Below are 18432 nucleotides of genomic sequence, written 5' to 3'. Positions count from 1 at the left end.
CCTTAAGTGATCCGGATTGAATTTGGAAGAGCCAGATTTAATTACAGAATTAGAATCCAGAAACTTTTTAGATTAATTTCCTCGTAAATTGACTATCTTAGAATTACTCAAGTAGAGAACATTGATGCGAGATGGCTCCATCAGCCATTGGGCTTAGTGATCGTTGCTATTGCCCAAAGAGGCGACCACAGGGCATTTCTCATCTTTTTGGCGATTCTCTTTTGATGTTTTTGTCAATGCCCTTGGCCCTATTGAGTGTTGGCTACCAGGAAAGAAGGCATTTTTCGGCGGCTTTGGGTTGGGTGAGTGATTTCAAAAAAAATAATTCTCATTCCCTGGCCCCATTGAGAAAACCTCTAGTCAGGACGAGTTAGCGCACTGTTTCACTTTGACCCCGCATCTGCCGGAATCAAGTTCTGGATTAGTTGGCTGCCATTAAGCTTTCACTGCCGGGATGATCCCAGTCGTCAACGCCTCAAACAACGGTCAAATGTGTCATGACAATCTGAATAGTGTGGCTGAATTTGGTGATTGAGGTTGAACCGTTTATCCGTTACAGGCTGCCTGAATTTACGCAAATCTACGTCGAATTTGGGAGTTTCTGCCATCCCCTAGAACGCTGCCTGCCAGCGTACCGATCATGAGTGGCTCGTTTGCGCAATCACTGCAATGGACCTTGACGGCGGAGGGCTGTCAACAGGTGCGATCGCTGCTCTGGCAGTCAACGTTGGATTGTCTCCAGGAATTAGGGAATTTGCCGGAATCCGGGGCGATCGCCACAGAGGGGGACGCAACGATCGGGAAGCGACAGCAGCCCGCTTTTGCCCTGGTGACGGGGCCGGGGCTGGCTTGGTTGTTGACCATGGAGCGATCGAGCGAGGGCGAGACCCCAACCGGGATGGCAACGGAAGCGCCGGAATCATCGATGCGACGGGGGCGGGGCCGAGGCCACAAGGCCAATGGCCGCGGGCCGATCGAGGATCCAGCGGCCACCACTCACCAAACCCTACGCCAGGGTTTAGATCAAACCACGCTCCATCCGGGGATCTATCACCTGCGGCTGACGGACGATCGGCGGGCCATTCAGGCGCTAATGAAAGAACGGGGACTGTTGAAAGTGCCCCAGGGCTGGCATAAGGCCAATGCATCGCTGCAATCGGCGGTGTTGGTGCGGTGGCTGGCCACTTGGACGCAGACCCTGGCGGCTCCTTTGTTGACCCAGGCCCCGGCCCCTCGGCCCTCCCCAACCCGATTGGAGGGCGATCGTCACCTGATTGATTTGCTGGTGGGGATTGTTCAGGAACAAGAATTGCCCGTGGTGATTGACCGCGCCTTGCAAACCCTCTGCCAAGGCTTGCGGGTCGATCGAGCGTTGATCTACCAATTTCAGGCGCGGTTACAGTCCATTCGGCTCTGGCGACAGGCGGATCAGGCGGCGGGGCTGCCCTCCCCTTGGGACGATCCGAACTGGCAAATGACTCGCGATTGCGTGACCTATGAAGCGCGTTTGGACGACCAGGTGGGTTCGGTGCTCTATGAGGGGGCCGATCGCTGCTTTGTGGATGACTTTGAACCCCAATGGCGATCGCAGGAACAGGAAACTTGGATCGTCAACGATGGGGGGCGCGATCGGGCGGCGCGGGCCCAACTGGCCGTGCCAATTTTGGCTCCCATGCGCGGATCGGTGGGGTTATGGGGATTTTTGGTGCTCCATCAGTGCGATCGGGCCCGGCTTTGGACTCCCGAAGAAGTGAGCCTGGCCCAACAGATTGCCCAGGGCTTGGCCGTGGCCGTGCGGACGGCTCACCTGGATGCCACCTTGCAGCAGCAGCAACAAACCCTCGGTCAGCAAATCAGCACCCAAACCAGGGTTTTGCAGGAAGCGCTGCTGGCCGCCAAATCGGCGGCCCGGGCCAAGAGTGAATTTTTAGCCACCATCAGCCACGAGCTGCGCACCCCCTTAACCTGCGTGATTGGCCTGTCGGCTACCCTGTTGCGCTGGTCTTTCGGGCAACTGAACCAAAAACAGCGCGACTATTTGCAAACCATCCACGACAGCGGCGAGCATTTGCTGAAGCTAATTGAAGACTTGCTGGAAATGTCGCAGGTGGAAGCCGGGCGCACCGTCTTGAACGTCAGCGATTTTTCAATTACCCAACTGGTGTACTCGGTGGTGAATGGCGAGCGGCCCCACGCCATTGAGCGCGGCATTGAACTGCTGCTAGAAGTGCAAATTTTGACCAAAGACGATCGCTTTTCGGCCGATTGTCATCGCGTGCGGCAAATTCTTAGCAATTTATTGGGCAATGCGATCAAGTTCACACCCGAAGGTGGCCAAGCGATCGTCCGAGTTTGGCGCGAACAAGACCTGTTGATGTTGCAGGTGGAAGACACGGGCATCGGCATCCCTGAGGATTGGATCCCGCAACTTTTTGAGATGTTTCACCAGTTCGATCCGTCCTACGGGCGGGTCTACGACGGCTTGGGTTTGGGCTTGGCCCTGACCAAGCAGTTAGTGGATCTGCACAAGGGCTGGATTGAGGTGGATTCTTTGCCCGATCGGGGATCGACTTTCACGGTGGGAATTCCCTCCCAAGCCCCCGCCGCCGAGCAACCCACCGCTCCCAACGGAGAAGAACCAGTGGATTGGCGACCGTCAGGCTCGGTGATTCTGATCGATGCCCAAGAGGAGCGGGCGATCGCCGTTTGTGAGCTGCTGATGGCGGCCGGCTACCAAGTGGTTTGGACTCCAGACGGGGCGATCGCCCTCTCCCAGCTAGACGTGTTGCAACCCCAGGTGGTGATCGTCAGTTTGCGGCTTCCGGGCATGGATGGCTGGGAAGTGGTGGCCGGATTGCGCCGCCAAGCGCCCCGAGTGCAAGTGCTGCTGTTGGGCGATCGCGCCGAGGCCTCACCGATTTTGGTCGATCATCCCAACCTGACAGTAGATGTGGTGCTGGGGGAAAAATTTGACCCGGAACGGCTTTTGCACGAGGTGAACACCCTGTCCCAAGCTGCCGCCCGCGCCATGCGCATGAACAGCCAAGCCACGGGCGTGATGACCCGTGCCCGATCGCCCCTCGCCGATCGCTCAAACGAGCGATAACCGACGATTGAGCGCGGCCCAACCGATCGGGGATTATCGTTGCTTCGGGATGGGTGGCGGTCAATCGACAAACCGTAGGGTATTTGGGAGAACGTTTTCGGGGTGACGGCTTGGTTGGCTTGTCTCCCACGCACCGCAGCCGCACCGCCATTGACGACCATTCCCACGAAGTCGTTGGGCCGCGATATTGCAGCGGTGCGTAGGGCATGAAGGAATTGTCGGGAATCAAGGGAGCGTTGCCTTACGCACCCTTGTATGAGTGGAAAAGCGCTCAGGATTCGTAGATGTCGCGGCGGTGGCCAATGCGATCGATTGTGATTACTCGAATGATGCGATCAACTTCATAAATAATGCGATAGTCGCCGACTCGGAGTTTATAGAAACCTGCGTAGGTTTGCGGAGAGGGGCAGGGGCTGAATTTGGGCAAAGTTATCAGCTAGCCATTGAATTTTGCTGACTACTCGTTTCTGAATTGTTTTGGGCAACTGTTCAAGGTCGATGACGGCTTGTGGGTCGTATTCAACCGAATAACTCATGGTTGGTCGAGTCCTAAACGGGCCATGACTTGTTCGGTGCTGAGGGGTGTTGTTTGACCCGATTGCCGCCGATCGCGCTGTTGCAAGAGTGCTTCGGCCAGGCCGGACTTGAGCGGTAAATTGGCTTCGGAGTCCGTGAGCATTTCTGCGAGGACTTCTTGGATGGTTTCCCGCAGCAAGCTTTTAAATAAATCCGTGAATTCTTCGATCGTTAAGTCTTTAATTTGCATGATTTTGCCTCCTCTAGGGCGATTGTAGCTGTTACCCCATGTCTAACAATTCCTTTGCTGAGATTGGTTGGGCTACAACATCATCTACGGGCGATCGAAATCGAAGAGGCGACGGAGCTAGCGCCGCCAGGCCCGCCACAGACGCACCCACCAAGATGAGCCGGATCGTTGTGGGCGGTGGTTAGGAGATGGCTCGCCGATTTGGGGAGCGCGGGGAATTTCGACGGAAATCACTTGCGTCAAGCCAGCCAGTAATTCTTCGCAGGTTGCGACTTCGTGATCGAGACCCAACTCGCGAAATAAATCCCGAGCAGATTCGTAGGCGGTTTTTGCTTCCCAGATTTTGCCAAGTTTGGCCCAGGCATCGCCCAAGCCCCACAGGGAGTTGGCTTCTCCTTGGCGATTACCGATCTCGCGTTTGATCGCTAGGGATTGCTTGTGAAAGTCGATCGCCCGCTGGTATTGCCCGAGGGAATAGTAGGCATTGCCCAGACCGCCCAGAGAGTTGGCCGTGAATTGACGATGTCCAACTTCGCGACAAATGACTAAAGCTTGCTCGTAAAAGTTAATCGCTCGCTGGTGCTGTCCGAGGGAATCGTAGGCATTGCCCAAATTGCATAGAGAGCCACCTTCTCCTGACCGATCACCGATCTCACGTTTGATGGTCAGGGATTGCTCGTGAAAGTCGATCGCCTGCTGGAATTGCCCGAGGGAATCGTAGGCATTGCCCAGACCGCACAGGGAGTTAGCTTCTCCTTGCCGATCGCCGATCTCGCGTTTGATGGCTAGGGATTGCTCGTGAAAGTCAATCGCCCGCTGGTATTGCCCGAGGGAATAGTAGGCATTGCCCAGGTTACCTAGGAAGGTGGCTTCTCCTTGGCGATCACCGATCTCGCGGACGATTGCCAGGGCTTGCTCTTGATAATCAATCGCTCGCTGGAATTGCCCGAGAGCACGGTAGGTATTGCCAATATTGGCCAGCGAGGCAGCTTCTCCTTGGCGATCACCGATCTTGCGAGCGATCACAAGGGATTGGTCGTAACAGTCGATTGCCTGTTGGAATTGACCCAGGGAATCGTAGGCATTGCCCAGACTGCCTAAGGAGTTGCCTTCTCCTCGCTGATCGCCAATCTCGCGGGCAATTGCCAGGGATTGGTCGTAACAGTCGATTGCCTGTTGGAATTGACCAAGGTAATAGTAGGCATTGCCCAGACCAACTAGGGAGTTGGCTTCTCCTCGCTGATCGCCGATCTCGCGGATAATTGCCAGGGATTGCTTGTAAACATTGAACGCCTGCTGGACTTGCCCGAGGGAATCGTAGGCATTGCCCAGATTGCCCAGGGAATTGGCTTCTCCTTGGCGATCACCCGTCAGCCTTGCCAGTTCGCCCTCATGATGCCAATCTTCGATGTAGTTGTTGATATCGGCTTTGGTTTGCCATTTACCCAAGCCCACATACCGCTGATCGTGATAGGCGATCGCGAATCGGTGGGCCTCAATCAAGTCCGGTTGTTGGCGCTGCACAAATTGCTGGACGATCGGTTGCCAACGATAGACAAATTGGCGCGGCGCATCGGGATCGGTCAGCGGCAAACAGTCTTGGATCAGGAACGATCGCCCCGCCAACTCCGGCAACAGGTTTGGGTAATCCTCCGTTTCAAACGCAAACGCCACCCGCAGCGCACAGAGCCGCCCCAACCAGTCCCGCAACTCCGGCGACAACCGCTCAAAACTCCACTGCAAAACCGTTTCCAGCGTCGCTTGCGGATCGTCTCGGTGTTGATCGGCGATCGCAAAGAAATCCGCCGGTAACTTCGACAAATGCGGATCTGCATCGCATTGCGTCACCAAAAAACCCGCCGCCAACCCCAAAATCAACGGGTAGCCATGCACCTGCGCCGAAAAAGCCCGCAACTCCGCCTCAGCGCCCCGAATTCCCCGATCCCGCAGGAAATTGGCTCCCTGCTCAATCGAAAAGCCCTCCGCCAAGTCGATCCGCCGTGTCCCCATCCCCGCCGGTAAGTCGCGACTGGTGAACAACACCCAACCCGCCGCCCCCCGGCACGATCGCCACTGTTCCCAAAACTCCCGATAGTCGGCGGGCAGCTCCCGCCCCTCCAGCACCGTTTCCAGGTTGTCCAGCACCCACAAACAGGGACTTTGCTGCAATTTCAGCAGCAACAGCCGCAACAATTCCGACTCCTCCAGCCGTTCCGCCTGCTCCTGGTTTGCCGCGCCAAACTGGACGATCGCCCGCCGCGCCACCTCCGCAAACCCCTGACCCCGCCCCAAATCCGTCCAGAGTCGCCCCGCCCAGGGTTCCGCTTTCTGGGGGCGATCGAACCATTGGGACGCGAGGGTGCTTTTGCCCGCCCCACCGGGCCCCACAATCACCGCCCAGCGATCGCCCTGCGACCGCCGCCACCCATCGAGCCGCGCCAACTCCGCCGTCCGCTCAATTTCACCGGTTGATCGCCCCGGCCGCAAATCCGACTGGTCGATCGGCCGATCAGGGCGAGTCCCCATGTAGACATCGCCATGAACGTCCCGCAGAACTTTGATGTCGGCATTGTCCCCCGCTTGGAGGTCAATCTCTTGGCGATCGTCCTGAGTAGCCAATGGGTCGGGTCTCCTGGCGGTCAATTACGCTTCAATCAAGGGGCGATCAAGGGCGATCGGCTCACCTGTGATGATCGAGTACAACACATCAGGATCGAGGTCGGCATCATTGGGCCAAGCGATCGAGCCGATGTCGGAATTCACACACACTTGCTCAAAAAAGTGGCGATCGGCTAAGGGTGCAAACACACCCTGAAAGGAAATTAATTGGGCTACATCAACTGTGCCAATCACTCCATCTTCAAAACCAATTTCTAAACAGAACTGATCTAGAACACGCACCGAAACAATATCAATAAGCATGGGTGGCTGACCTACTCTAGCGGATCAATCTTTTGCAAAGGCTTCTCTGAGCGAGCGTACAACCAATTTTCTTGTAGTTCTGCCTGGTGAGCTGCTGCCCATTCGACCACAAGACCTAGTACCCGAGGCGATAAATTCCCTTTAAGAACCGACAGCGTTTCGATCGAAACCAAGGCTCGCTGATTTCCATATCGCACATGAAAATGGGGCGGGCTGTGATCGTTATAAAACATTGTCACGGCGATACCAAAGAAGCGGCTGATTTCTGGCATTGAATCATTGTCTCCAGCTTATTAACGTCGATGGTTAAGATCGATTTTTCGAGATGCGTTTAACCATTCGATCGCTACAATCTCCCCATCTTCGCCATAGCTGACAATAAGACCGCCCGGTTCAGCAGTTGCTTCGATTGGTGATGAATCGTTCAAAATCCATACCAGCACATCTGCCTCGGGGTCATAGCGAATTTGCATCATTTCTGTCCTGTTTGGCGACATCTTGCGGGTCAGATGCCTGCGCATTGAGAGATCAATGCTCTATAGCGCAGGCTTCTAGCCTCCCGATTTCAACGGTTTAAAAACTAACGTTGCCGCCATTGGTATGAATATCGCGAACCACTTTCACGGTACTGTTTGCGCCGGTTTGAATGTTGACTCCAGCGCGATCGGCCTGTTGTTGGGTTTGGGATTGGGCTTGTTGCACTAGGGGGTGCAATTCTTGGGCCATCGCCCGGACTTCCTCCGCAAAGGGCGGATCGTTCACCAATTCCGCATCGAGAATCACCACCGCTTGAACATCGATCGCCCCCGTCGGTGTTTCCGGTAGGGCGGGCAGTTCCGGGCGGCGGGCCAGGCGATCTCGGATTTTGCGCCAGAGGGTTTGCAGCTTGGGCAGGGCCGCTTCGGTCAGTTTTCCGGCTCCGGCGGCGATGAAGCCATCCACGACCATTTCCAGCAACTGAGCGGCGGTTAATTCAATCAGCATAGATTTGTGAGCAGGGCGATCGACCCTTTTAATCTAGCCCTTGCAACCGGATCAAGGCGATCGCCACGACCGAGAGCCAGAGTGCTATCGTAGGCATCGGTTGAGCGTTTCACCGGGCGATCGCAACAGCCCGCCAATTCCCCATGACCGACTGGCTCGAACACAGCGTTCAAGTAGAAGTTCCGGTTCCGATCGAGCATGTGTGGAGCCTTTGGTCTGACCTAGAACAAATGCCCCGCTGGATGAAATGGATTGATTCGGTGCATATTTCCGATGCGGATCCGGAAATTTCCATTTGGCAGTTTGCTTCGGGAAATTTCCGGTTTGATTGGAAGTCGCGAATTGTGCGGCTGGTGGATAACCAAATTATTCAGTGGGAATCGATCGACGGGTTGCCCAACCGGGGAGCCGTGCGGTTTTACGATCGCAAGGGCAGCAGCATCGTGCGCATGAGCATCGCCTATGACATTCCGGGGATCGTTGGGCAGTTGATGGATCGGCTGTTTTTGGGGCGGATTGTGGAATCGACGCTACAAGCAGATTTGGAGCGCTTCCGGGTCTATGCCGAACAGTCCTTGCAACAAACGGGCCCCACTTAAAGCCGTTGTTGGGGCGATCGGGACTGGCGCAACCGGCGTTTGGGGGGCACTGAGCATGGAGCAATCAACGGCTCTAGGTGGCCATGCCCGATCGCACGGTGTTGTTCTGGCGGCTGAGATAGGCCTTCAGGCGCAACAAACTGGTCACATGGCCTAACCGCAAGGGCAAAATCGAGATCCCTTCAACGCGCGATTGCAGCCATCCATCGCCCCAATGCCATTCGTGGTGGCCATCGATCGCCCCGGCCAGAATGAGCGAGAGGCCCCGATCGTTTGCCCACTGAACATGATGCTGAATTTCCAGGGGCCCTAGCCAACTGGTGTAGGTCGTGCCGGTGACCAGGCGATCGGGCAAATTTGCCGAAAACCGCTGGGGGCCAATCCAATGGGGCCATTCGCTAGGGCGCAGAATGCTATCGCCAATTAGGGTTGCGGAAGCTTCGAGTTCAATGCGCAACTGGGCTTGTTGAAATGTGCCGAACATAGGCTTTGGGGTTCCGTAGGTTGTGCCGTGATTTGGACAGATCCAATGGATACAATGAATTAATAACGCAGGTTAAGAAATGTAAGGGTTTTGTCATGGGCGATCGTCTAATCCGAGCCACTGCCGCCGATGGGGGTATCCGCGCGGTGGGAGCCATCACCACCCGTTTGACCGACGAAGCCCGCGCCAGGCACAACCTATCCTACGTAGCCACCGCTGCATTGGGTCGCACCATGACGGCCGGCTTGCTGCTGGCTGCCAACATGAAGCGCACGGAAGCTCGCGTCAATTTGCGCTTTCGGGGTGATGGGCCCTTGGGCGTGGTGATGGCGGATGCGGGCTGTGATGGCACGGCTCGGGGCTATGTGGGTAATCCTAGTGTGGAGTTGCCACCCAATGCCAAGGGCAAGCTCGATGTGGGCGGGGCGATCGGGAAAGGCTACCTCTACGCTGTGCGTGATTTTGGCTATGGCTATCCCTATTCCAGCACCACGGAAATTGTGTCCGGGGAAGTGGCTGAGGATGTGACGCATTACTTGGCGAATTCTGAACAAACGCCTTCGGCTCTTTCCTTGGGGGTGTTTGTGGAGCCAGACGGAGTGACGGCGGCCGGGGGATTGCTGATTCAGGTCATGCCGCAGGCCTCGATCGAGGATTCGGCCCTGGCGCTGTTGGAAAGCCGCATTGAAGCTCTTCAAGGGTTCACCCCACTCTTGCGGAGCGGCAAGTCTTTGCCCGAGATCCTGCAAGATCTGTTGGGGGATATGGGGTTGGAAATTTTCCCGGAAGTGCAAATGTTGCGATTCCACTGTGGTTGCACCAATGAGCGTGTGCTGCGGGCCCTGAAGACGTTGGGCGAAGATGAACTTCGGGACATGATTGTCAAGGACGGCGGCGCAGAGGCCACCTGCCATTTCTGTAATTCGGTCTATCAAACGGATGTTTCAGGCTTGGAGCAACTGATCCAAGAATTACGGGCCGAGGCGGCGAATTCCTAGATCAACGCCATCGGGGCAACTTTTTTCCGCAGGGGGCTTGCATCTCTCGGAAAATTTGCTAAACTTGGTTTCGCCGCACAACGGCGCGGGGGTTTAGCTCAGTTGGTAGAGCGCCTGCTTTGCAAGCAGGATGTCAGCGGTTCGAGTCCGCTAACCTCCACTTAGATCCCAACAAATTAAAACAACTTAAACCTTGGAAGCCATGGCAGTATTCTTAGCGTGGTCTTCGGGGCTAGCTAGTAGCGCGACAGGCATAATGCATTAGGTCAAAGTTGCAGGGCTAGTCGTGGTAACAAGGGGCTTAAGCCCCTTGCTGCCTAACGATCAGGTGACGGTAACAGTCATATAGTCTGACCCAGTGAATTAAGGCAGCCGCGCTACTAGAGTTTGGTTGATGGCTCTCGCCCTTGATTGCGCTGGGCTGGCTCTAGTGGGCTGTGGCGATCGGTTGGGGACATGAAACCAGCCCGCAAACCACCGCCATCGATCGGGGCCAAGAGCCAAATTGACCGGCCCCGATCGGGCTAATTGTCCATTGGAACGGTGTTGCTGAGAGGGTTGGGTCTCAACGCGCCGGTCTGGATGTTATTTGCGATTATTTGCGATCGATCCAAACCTTCAGCGCTTCGAGTTGCAAACCATCACCCCGCAAACCGCAGAACTCGCCACCACTCAGCACATTGGAGTTGCCATAGCGGGCAAAGTGTCCTTGGTAGAAGAGTTGATAGCGATCGGCTTCGGGGCCCGTCAGCTCGATCGTGAATCCTTCTAGGCGGCGACTTTCGCGACGGGATCCGACATATTCCCCTTCACCCACCCAAGCCGTGTCACCGGTGCTTTGCAGGTGACCCATGTAGCGGATGCCCAAACCGGGAATCGGTTGCTTAAAGCGAATTTGCATCCCTTCAATGGCGCGAGATTCGCCGATGGTTCCAGCAAATTCCCGATCGCTGAAGGTGCGATCGCCAATGCCGCCGATGTGTACCATCACTTCCAATGCCACCGAGCCAACCGTCGAAGCCGTGGCCCCAAAAATCACATCATTGGCTTGCAAAGGCGCGACCGTTTGGGTGTTGGGGGCTTCGCGGGGAGCGGGGGCCGCTTGACCACCCACTTGCAGCTTGCCTCGGGACGCGGCCACGGCCAGCGATCGACCAAAGGAGCGGGCCACGGTGTCTTCCAGTTGCACCCAGCGATCGTCATCTAGGCGATCGGCCTCTTCCAACAGGGTCAAAAGGGCACAAAGGGGATGATTACCCTTCACCAGGGAGATGGCCACCTGGGGCAAATTCGTGGGCACAGCGGTGGCTACCAGGCCGCGCACCTGCCGCGCTTGGGTTTGGCAATCTTCGAGGGCCCCTTGGGCATCGCTGCTGCCGCTGTAGCGAATAGACAGCAGGCGATCGAGCATGGCCAGCGCCTGTTGTTGAACCGCTTCCGGCGATCCAATGGGCATCAAGGAGCGAATAAAGGCTTCCAGTTCCCGCACAGAAACCAAGTTAGCCGGAATGGCTCCCCCTGTTAAACCCGCTTCCTTGGCTAGGGCGATCGCGCGATCGCGTAGGGTTTCAAACACTTGTTGATAGCGGGCAGCTTCCTGGAGCAGACCGGCACTGGGTGGCGTACCCAAATTGGTTAACTCACCGGCCGCCAGGGAAAGCCGGGTCCCCAAGCTGTTGTAGCTACTGGCGAGGGCGCTCAACTCTTGCAGCAGGGTGTCGAGGGCGAGCATAGGAAATTCAGTTTGAAGGGATTGAGTTAGTTGAATGGACTCCTGGGCAATGGTTTGGGGTATGCACAATTGGGGTGCGACTGACGATTCGGCATCCGTGATTCATCGTCTGTGATTCAGCATCCGTGATTCAGTATTCGCGAATCTTCGATCCCCAACCCGATCGATCTGATTCGATCAATCAGGCCAATTGTGCTGGATTAACCAAGCCTAGTGGAGCCAACGATAACCATACCACCGGCTCTAATCGGCCAATGAATTCATGAATTTATGAGTTTGTGTATAGGTTTGTGGAAATTGAGTTTGTGGCACTTGGTTGATGGGCGGTAATTGATCCACGGGCGATCGGTTTGCAGTAGAGACGATCGCACCGTGGCGTTTCAACCCCTTGGGTTAATTGATAGCCGCTGGCTTCATACAATTGCACGGCCGTTGCAAGGACGCTGGCGGTTTCCAACCAAGCAATCTGGAAGCCATGCCTAGCCGCAGCTTGCTCCAGTTGTTGCAACAGCCAGCGCCCCAAACCCTGACCACGGGCCAATGGAAGCAGATACATTTTGCGGATCTCAACCGCGCGATCGCCTCGGTCGATCGGATAGTAGGCTCCAGTGCCTACGAGCTGCGACCCTTGATAGATCACCCAAAATTCTCCCCCGGTCGCAAGATAACAATCTTCCACGGCCAGGACATCTCGATCGGCCCCTGTCGGTTCCCAAGGCAGACCATACTCCGTCAGCACAGTACGGATCACAGTTGCGGCAGCCGCCCGATCGCGAGGTTGCCAATCCTGAATCCGAAACCCCTTAAACACTGCTTCCATGGCATCTAACAGGCAGGATTCCAACCCAAGCGGTTTCCACTAAGCCGCCAAGGGATTAAAAGTCGGCTCCAGGGTCTGTTGTTCCCAAGCGGCCAATGCCGCCGCTTGCGATTCGTAGATGGGAAACACCCGATCGAGCTGAGCAATTTCAAACACCATCCGCACCGGATCCGAGGGCGCACAGAAGAGCAGCGCTCCACCCTGCTGTCGAGCCAATTTGAAACCAGCAATGAATGCCGAAAGACCGGAACTGTCGATTGAACTCACCTGAGATAAATCCAGCAACCAAACCGGGGCGGAAGTGTCCGTAGCGCTAACTTCCTGGGCCAGTTGCTCAAATTGTTGACGCAGATCGGCGCTGCTGTGGGTGTCGCAGCGACCTTGGAGTTCGAGTACATGAGGGCTGTACATCATGGGCACCATAAACCTTCCTAGAGAGCGAGCATTAACAACCGGCTCGGGGCCGGCCCCGTATTTCGAGCCACGGGTCTATTCTGCTAATTGGAGGAGAGTGGAGGTGCGGCGGCGATCGCCCTAATAGGGTAATCGCGATCGCAAGTTACACGGGGCTAACTGGACTACCAAATGGGGCGCACCCCCGATCGTTGCCCGTTACCAAGGCTATTTTGTCAAGAGAGCGGCCCGGCACACCCTGGAAAAGGTTCGGAGATTACGACCTGAGACGGGCGGTGATGGTTCCAGCCGCTGCTCCTCGATCGGGCTGTTGGCTCAGGGAGTCAAGGGGCTGAAACGTTGCGATCGACCCAGTTTTCTGTTGATGAACCCCAGCGTGGCCCCCTGAGCCAGGTTGCGCCCGCCACTGGGCGATCGGCTAAAGGCGGCAATCACGAAACCGTGCCGGTCAAATCACTCGGATGAAAGTACTCATAAATTTGTTGGGCCAAGCGGGGGCCAACGCCGGGGACTTCCTGTAACTGGGCAGGTGTAGCCTCGCGGATGTAGTCGATTGAGCGGAAGTGGGCTAACAGTTGCTTTTGGCGATGGTGTCCCAAGCCGGGAATCTCTTCGAGGCGCGATCGCCGCATTCGTTCCGTGCGTTTTTGGCGGTGGAAACTGACCGCAAATCGGTGAGCCTCGTCCCGCAAACGGCGCACCAACTGCACTCCCGGCTGCTCTGGATCCGTGCGTAGGGGCTGGGATTCTTCGGGCAAAAAGATTTCCTCGCGTTTTTTGGCCAGGCTCACCACCCGCAGCTCATCCAACAAATCCAGATCCCGCAACACGGCCACCACCGCCGACAGTTGCCCCTTGCCTCCATCAATCACAACCAAATCTGGCCAATCTTGGGTTTGACGCTCACGTCCACCCAAAACGCTCAGCGCCGCATTGGGTGCGCTACGGGGTTGGTAATCGCGGAATCTCCGCCGAATGGTTTCCGCCAAGCTGGCGAAGTCATCGGAGTGGCCGGGGCCAATTTCAGGGTTCCGAATTTTGTAATGACGGTAATGTTGCTTGGCAGGCAAGCCATCCACAAACACCACCCGCGAGGCCACCGCATCGGATCCCTGGATGTGGGAAATGTCATAGCACTCAATCCAACGGGGCAGATCGGGCAAGTCCAAGAGATCTGCCAGATCCTGGAGGGCGGCTTGGTTTCGATCGCTGCTGCGTTGGGTGCGGGCTAATTCGTAGTCCGCGTTGCGGGCCACCAGAGCAATCAAGTCCGCTTTCAGTTGCCGTTGAGGGGTTTCGATCGCCACCTTGCGGCCCCGGCGCTCACTCAGCCAGTCCGCTAGCCAAGGCCCGTCGGGCAATTCGTACTGCACCAAAATCTCCGCCGGAATTTCAACGGATTCCACGGTGCTGTAGTGCTCTTCGAGGGCCTGTTGCAAAATTCGCCCCAAAACGCTGGGGGCAATGGCTGGGGCCATAACTGGTGGAATAGCGGCTTCGGTTTCGGCAGCAACTTCGGTCGTGGCTGGGGCGATCACTTCGGCGACAACGGGCGATCGGGACTCGGATGTTATGGGGGCCGTGGTGGTCGGTGCGGGAATTTCCGCCACAAAACCCAACCGCCCCACCAGCCGCCCGGCCCGAATTTGGAACAGTTGAATGCAAGCATGGCGATCGCTGGTGGCCAGGGCGATCGCATCGCGAGAAACCCGATCGTTGGGCAGCTCCACCTTGCGATCGGCCCCCAACTGTTCCAAGCCTCGCAGTCGATCGCGCAACTGAGCCGCCAGCTCAAAATTCAGTTCCTCCGCTGCGGCAATCATCTGCTGCTGGAGTTGCTCCATCAACTCGCCCGATCGTCCCTGAAACACCATGGCCACCTTCTGCACTGTTTGGCGGTAATTCGCTGGTGTAATCAAACCCTGACAAACACCCGGGCAGCGGCCAATGTCGTAGTTCAAGCAGGGGCGATCTCGAAACAAGGGCTTTGGCCGTTGCCGCAAGGGAAACAAACGCTTCACCAGCCGCAACGTTTCCCGCAAGGCCCGCGCATCGGTGTAGGGGCCGTAGTAGCGATCGCCGGGTTGGCTCAGCTTGCGTTTGCGGGTAATGAACAGCCGAGGATAATCCTCCGACCAAGTAATGCAGAGATAGGGATATTTCTTGTCATCCTTCAGCAGCGTGTTGAAGTGGGGTTGATGCTGCCGAATCAGGTTAGCCTCCAAGGCCAGGGCTTCCGATTCCGTATCGGTAACGATGAATTCAATCTCCGCCACCTGCCGCACCATCAGTTCCAGGCGCGGACTGTGCAGTTGCTCCCCGATCGGCTTGTGGGACTGACCCTGAAACGGCCGGAAGTAAGAGCGAACCCGCGATCGGAGGCTTTTGGACTTGCCTATATAAAGGATGCGATCGCGATCATCCTTCATGAAATACACCCCCGGCTCCCGAGGCAACTCGGCCAAGCGGGTCACCAAACGGGGGCGATCGTGAATGAGCAACCGTTGATTAACGCCCATGCTGACCCGAATTTCATCAAAATCATCCCACCCCTGTACAATGCCCCATAACCTGAGCCACGATCTCCACCACCTCTCCCAATTTTCCCGTGAATCTTGGGGAACCCATTGGAGAGCCTAGTCGTCAAGGGCTTCAGCTAGACAGTATCAGTCAACCTAAGGTAAACTTGCGCTGGCTGTACGAGTCTTTTTGGCAGTCTCAGATCAACAGAAAGCTCATAAGCTGCCTGTCACTGGATGCAACGCTGAATTGTCGATCGTTTGGTACAAGCACAGACATACAGCTACAGCAAATTTCAGAGGAGTGGAATAAGTGACTCAGTTCGGCAACAACCTACCCAACTTTTTGATTGGGTCTGGCGTAGATACCCTGATCGGTCTGGGGGATGCTGACTCGCTCGTCAGTAGCACCGCCGGCCGTAACGCAATTTTTGGTAACCAAGGCGCTGACTCGCTGATCAGCCAAGGTGGCGCTGACACCATCTACGGTGGTCAAGGCGCTGACATTATCCGCAGCCGCGGCGGCTCGCTGCTGTATGGCGATCGCGGCAACGACACGATCGTGGGTGAGTCTGTCTCCACTGGTATCATCGGCGGTTCGACTGCTGGCGGTGGCGACACCATGTACGGTGGCGAAGGCGATGACTCGCTGGTTGCTAACTCCGTTGGTCCTTCGGCTCTGTTCGGTAACCAGGGCAACGACGCACTGGTAGCTGGCAATCGGGCCGACACCCTGTACGGTGGTCAAGGCAACGACACCCTGACCTCGACCGTTGGTGGCCTGCTGTACGGCGATCGCGGCAATGACAATATCGCTCTGAGCGGCGGCTCCGGCGTTGCTGGTGCAACGGTTTACGGTGGCGACGGCGACGATGCAATCACCGGTGGTGGCCGTACCCTGCTGTTCGGTAACCAAGGCAACGATACGATCACGGCTGGTGCCGCTGACTCCGTATACGGTGGCTCGGGTGCTGACGTGTTGACCGCCAGCGGCTCGGGTGCCTTCATCTCTGGCGACCTTGGTAACGATATCCTCCGCAACACCGGTGCTAACAACACCCTGGCTGGTGGCGAAGGCGACGATACGATCACCTTTGACGGTGGTGCTGCCTTCTCGACCGCTTCCGGTGGCGGTGGCAAGAATTTCCTGCAAATCCTGCCCACCATCACGGGTTCGGGTAACGTGCTGATTGCCGGCAGCCTGGGTGACACCCTGGTCGGCGCTGGTGCGAACACGATCCAAGGTGGCGCTGGCGATGACTCGCTGGTCTCCCAAGGGTCGAACGTCACCCTGGTGGGCGGCGCTGGTCGCGACACCTTCAACGTGTTGGCAGGTGGTGCAATCTCCGGTTTCAACCCTGGTGAAGGCGACACGATCATCTCGGGTACCGCTCCCTTTACGATCATTGCTGGCAGCACTGGCTTGTTCCTGACCGGTACCCCGAACCGCGATACCCTGACCGGTGGCGCTGGTAACGATACCCTAGAAGGCCTGGGCAACGCTGATGTGCTAACCGGTGGCGCAGGCGCTGATGTGTTCCTGTTCCGGGGCGTTCAGATCCGCGATGTTGCTTCGGTTGCCTTTACTAACAATGCAATTCCTGTTGCTGGGACGATTGGCGAAGGAACCAACCCGCTGACTCCCCAGACGGTGACATACTTTGTTAGAAACCCCGGTATTGGTGCTCCTGAAGCTCCGGGCACTGCTGCCATTAGCACTGCTGGTGCTTCGTTTACCTTCTCCAGCGGTGCTGGTACGATCGGGATTGTCAGTGGCGTTGGTACTGCCGGTACCGCCCCGATTTCTATTCCCACAAGTAGCCTACCGACCTACGGCGCAACTCTAACAATTGCCTATGGCACAGCCGGTGGCTTTGGTACAGGGGTCACTCCTCAGTTCGGCTCTCAAGCCCCGACGGGTACTAATTTAGTTCCCATTCAAGGTTACGGCTACTCGCTGTCTGGTTTCGATACGATTACTGACTTTGAGGCTGGGGTTGACCAAATTCGCTTGGAAGGTCGCCTCTTCTCGAATGGAACCAGCGCTCCGAGCGCGAATGATCCTGGTCAGTTCCTGACGGTCGCATCAGTTTCCGGAACTAGTGTGACCAACATTGCTGGCAAAGATGCTCTGTTGTTCTACGCTCAAGACACCGGCATTCTGTACGGTCGCGCAGCTACCTCTACCTCAAATGCAAACCGAGCAGGTAGCTTTGGCACCCAGTTCTTCTATGACCCAACACCCCGGGTTACAGCAGGTACTCTTGCTAGTACCAGCTGGAATGGTACTAGCAGCATACTGCTGCAGAGTGGGGGATCTCCGACAGTTGCAAACACCATCGGTACGGTGCAGTACATCATCCTACCGCAATCGCCCCAAGTGCCCACTGCGTTTGCGGGTACTAGCACCAATCTCCTGCCGATTCCGTTCGCGCAAGTGCTCAAGGGCGGTGCACCTGTCACCGACCTGACCTACGGTCGCGATATCGTGATCTTCTAAGGTTTGGCAGATTGACTCTCAAGGCAGGGTTTCGACTCTGCCTTTCCTCCCCAGCTCGGATTCCGGGTCTGGGGAGTTTTTCTTTGGGTGTGTAGGGACGATCGCCCGCTTAAACCGTGTCAGAAGGTAGGCAGCAGTCGTTGGGGAAAATGTTAGAAATTGATCAGAGTTCTGAAATATTTGCAAATTTAGTCAAGCTAGCTATATTTTTGACGCGGTACTTTCCGTAAGTCATTACTATGTCAAATTCGGGATATTAATCAATGGCTGATCAGGGTTAGGTTGTGGTGAAATCCTAATCGCTGATTTAAAAAATGCCAATTTGTCTATGTAAAAAATGATGCTTTTGATTGCGTCCCATTGGTTCTACTCACGGAAATCGGATCGGTTATAAAGGATCTGTAATCAGGACTAAGATGGGTTAATTAGGCTCTTAAAGTCATTAAACCTAGAACGAAATTAATGCCTTTAAGAGAATTCTTGACCGTAAAAACGGGGTCGCCTTGTATTTGTTAATTGAGTTGAGATCTTGCTTGTGTTGAGCATGATCCGACTGGAATGTCAGCGTGGAGTTTTATTGATTCGAGT

General features: G+C 56.1%; 16 protein-coding genes, 1 tRNA gene and 1 pseudogene. 6 read left to right on the top strand and 12 right to left on the bottom strand.

What is annotated here, in order from left to right:
* Positions 1 to 640: 640 nt before the first annotated feature.
* Positions 641 to 3106: an ATP-binding protein gene (locus ACZA91_RS07375; RefSeq protein WP_463185718.1), complete on the top strand. Its 2466-nt coding sequence runs from the start codon at positions 641 to 643 to the stop codon at positions 3104 to 3106.
* 53 nt (positions 3107 to 3159) lie between these two features.
* A complete protein-coding gene (locus ACZA91_RS07370) occupies positions 3160 to 3309 on the top strand; it encodes a hypothetical protein (protein WP_190530774.1) in 150 nt (49 codons plus the stop codon).
* A 68-nt stretch (positions 3310 to 3377) separates the two neighbouring features.
* On the opposite strand, the pseudogene ACZA91_RS07365 reads toward ACZA91_RS07370, so the two are convergent.
* From ACZA91_RS07365 to ACZA91_RS07335, 7 genes and pseudogenes are all read right to left on the bottom strand, one after another.
* A pseudogene (locus ACZA91_RS07365) lies at positions 3378 to 3642 on the bottom strand (type II toxin-antitoxin system RelE family toxin).
* On the bottom strand, positions 3639 to 3872 hold the full coding sequence (locus ACZA91_RS07360; RefSeq protein ID WP_190530775.1) for a hypothetical protein: 234 nt from the start codon (positions 3870 to 3872) through the stop codon (positions 3639 to 3641). Before ACZA91_RS07360 ends, ACZA91_RS07365 begins: the two are co-directional and overlap by 4 nt.
* Before the next feature lie 117 nt (positions 3873 to 3989).
* Positions 3990 to 6491 (bottom strand): tetratricopeptide repeat protein, encoded by a 2502-nt coding sequence (locus ACZA91_RS07355; protein WP_199309098.1) that lies wholly within the window; start codon positions 6489 to 6491, stop codon positions 3990 to 3992.
* Positions 6492 to 6515: 24 nt separating this feature from the next.
* Complete coding sequence (locus tag ACZA91_RS07350; protein WP_190530776.1) at positions 6516 to 6794, bottom strand: DUF2442 domain-containing protein; 279 nt, start codon at positions 6792 to 6794, stop codon at positions 6516 to 6518.
* 11 nt (positions 6795 to 6805) lie between these two features.
* Complete coding sequence (locus tag ACZA91_RS07345; RefSeq protein ID WP_190530777.1) at positions 6806 to 7066, bottom strand: DUF4160 domain-containing protein; 261 nt, start codon at positions 7064 to 7066, stop codon at positions 6806 to 6808.
* Between the two features lie 21 nt (positions 7067 to 7087).
* Positions 7088 to 7270 (bottom strand): DUF2283 domain-containing protein, encoded by a 183-nt coding sequence (locus ACZA91_RS07340; RefSeq protein WP_463185704.1) that lies wholly within the window; start codon positions 7268 to 7270, stop codon positions 7088 to 7090.
* Positions 7271 to 7367: 97 nt separating this feature from the next.
* The gene (locus tag ACZA91_RS07335) at positions 7368 to 7778 is read right to left on the bottom strand and encodes a hypothetical protein (RefSeq protein ID WP_190530779.1); all 411 of its coding nucleotides are present in this window, start codon (positions 7776 to 7778) and stop codon (positions 7368 to 7370) included.
* Positions 7779 to 7921: 143 nt separating this feature from the next.
* Between ACZA91_RS07335 and ACZA91_RS07330 the strand changes: the two genes are divergently transcribed.
* Positions 7922 to 8377: an SRPBCC family protein gene (locus ACZA91_RS07330; RefSeq protein ID WP_099533463.1), complete on the top strand. Its 456-nt coding sequence runs from the start codon at positions 7922 to 7924 to the stop codon at positions 8375 to 8377.
* 73 nt (positions 8378 to 8450) lie between these two features.
* On the opposite strand, the gene ACZA91_RS07325 is transcribed toward ACZA91_RS07330, so the two are convergent.
* Entirely contained in the window at positions 8451 to 8861 is a 411-nt protein-coding gene (locus ACZA91_RS07325; RefSeq protein ID WP_190530780.1) for a hypothetical protein, read from the bottom strand.
* A gap of 95 nt (positions 8862 to 8956) precedes the next feature.
* Between ACZA91_RS07325 and hslO the strand changes: the two genes are divergently transcribed.
* Together hslO and ACZA91_RS07315 are read left to right on the top strand one after the other, a co-directional pair.
* Positions 8957 to 9859 carry an Hsp33 family molecular chaperone HslO gene (gene hslO / locus ACZA91_RS07320; RefSeq protein ID WP_099533461.1) on the top strand — a complete coding sequence of 301 codons (903 nt, stop codon included), beginning with the start codon at positions 8957 to 8959 and terminating at the stop codon, positions 9857 to 9859.
* A gap of 87 nt (positions 9860 to 9946) precedes the next feature.
* Positions 9947 to 10019 (top strand) — tRNA-Ala (locus tag ACZA91_RS07315).
* A 435-nt stretch (positions 10020 to 10454) separates the two neighbouring features.
* Here the strand turns inward: ACZA91_RS07315 and ACZA91_RS07310 are convergent.
* The 4 genes from ACZA91_RS07310 to uvrC form a co-directional block, all read right to left on the bottom strand.
* Positions 10455 to 11591: a hypothetical protein gene (locus tag ACZA91_RS07310; protein WP_463185698.1), complete on the bottom strand. Its 1137-nt coding sequence runs from the start codon at positions 11589 to 11591 to the stop codon at positions 10455 to 10457.
* 268 nt (positions 11592 to 11859) lie between these two features.
* Positions 11860 to 12411 carry a GNAT family N-acetyltransferase gene (locus tag ACZA91_RS07305; RefSeq protein WP_463185695.1) on the bottom strand — a complete coding sequence of 184 codons (552 nt, stop codon included), beginning with the start codon at positions 12409 to 12411 and terminating at the stop codon, positions 11860 to 11862.
* Between the two features lie 39 nt (positions 12412 to 12450).
* Positions 12451 to 12825, bottom strand: coding sequence for an STAS domain-containing protein (locus ACZA91_RS07300; RefSeq protein ID WP_190353592.1), 375 nt, complete (start codon positions 12823 to 12825; stop codon positions 12451 to 12453).
* A 431-nt stretch (positions 12826 to 13256) separates the two neighbouring features.
* Positions 13257 to 15344 (bottom strand): excinuclease ABC subunit UvrC, encoded by a 2088-nt coding sequence (gene uvrC / locus ACZA91_RS07295; RefSeq protein WP_463185689.1) that lies wholly within the window; start codon positions 15342 to 15344, stop codon positions 13257 to 13259.
* 313 nt (positions 15345 to 15657) lie between these two features.
* Between uvrC and ACZA91_RS07290 the strand changes: the two genes are divergently transcribed.
* Positions 15658 to 17844, top strand: a complete 2187-nt coding sequence (locus tag ACZA91_RS07290) for a calcium-binding protein (RefSeq protein WP_190530783.1) — start codon at positions 15658 to 15660, stop codon at positions 17842 to 17844.
* Positions 17845 to 18432: the final 588 nt, after the last annotated feature.

The organism is Limnothrix sp. CMB-01 (genome assembly GCF_055193175.1).
Note: the sequence above shows the minus strand (reverse complement) of the source record. Positions and strands in the feature narration are given on the sequence as shown.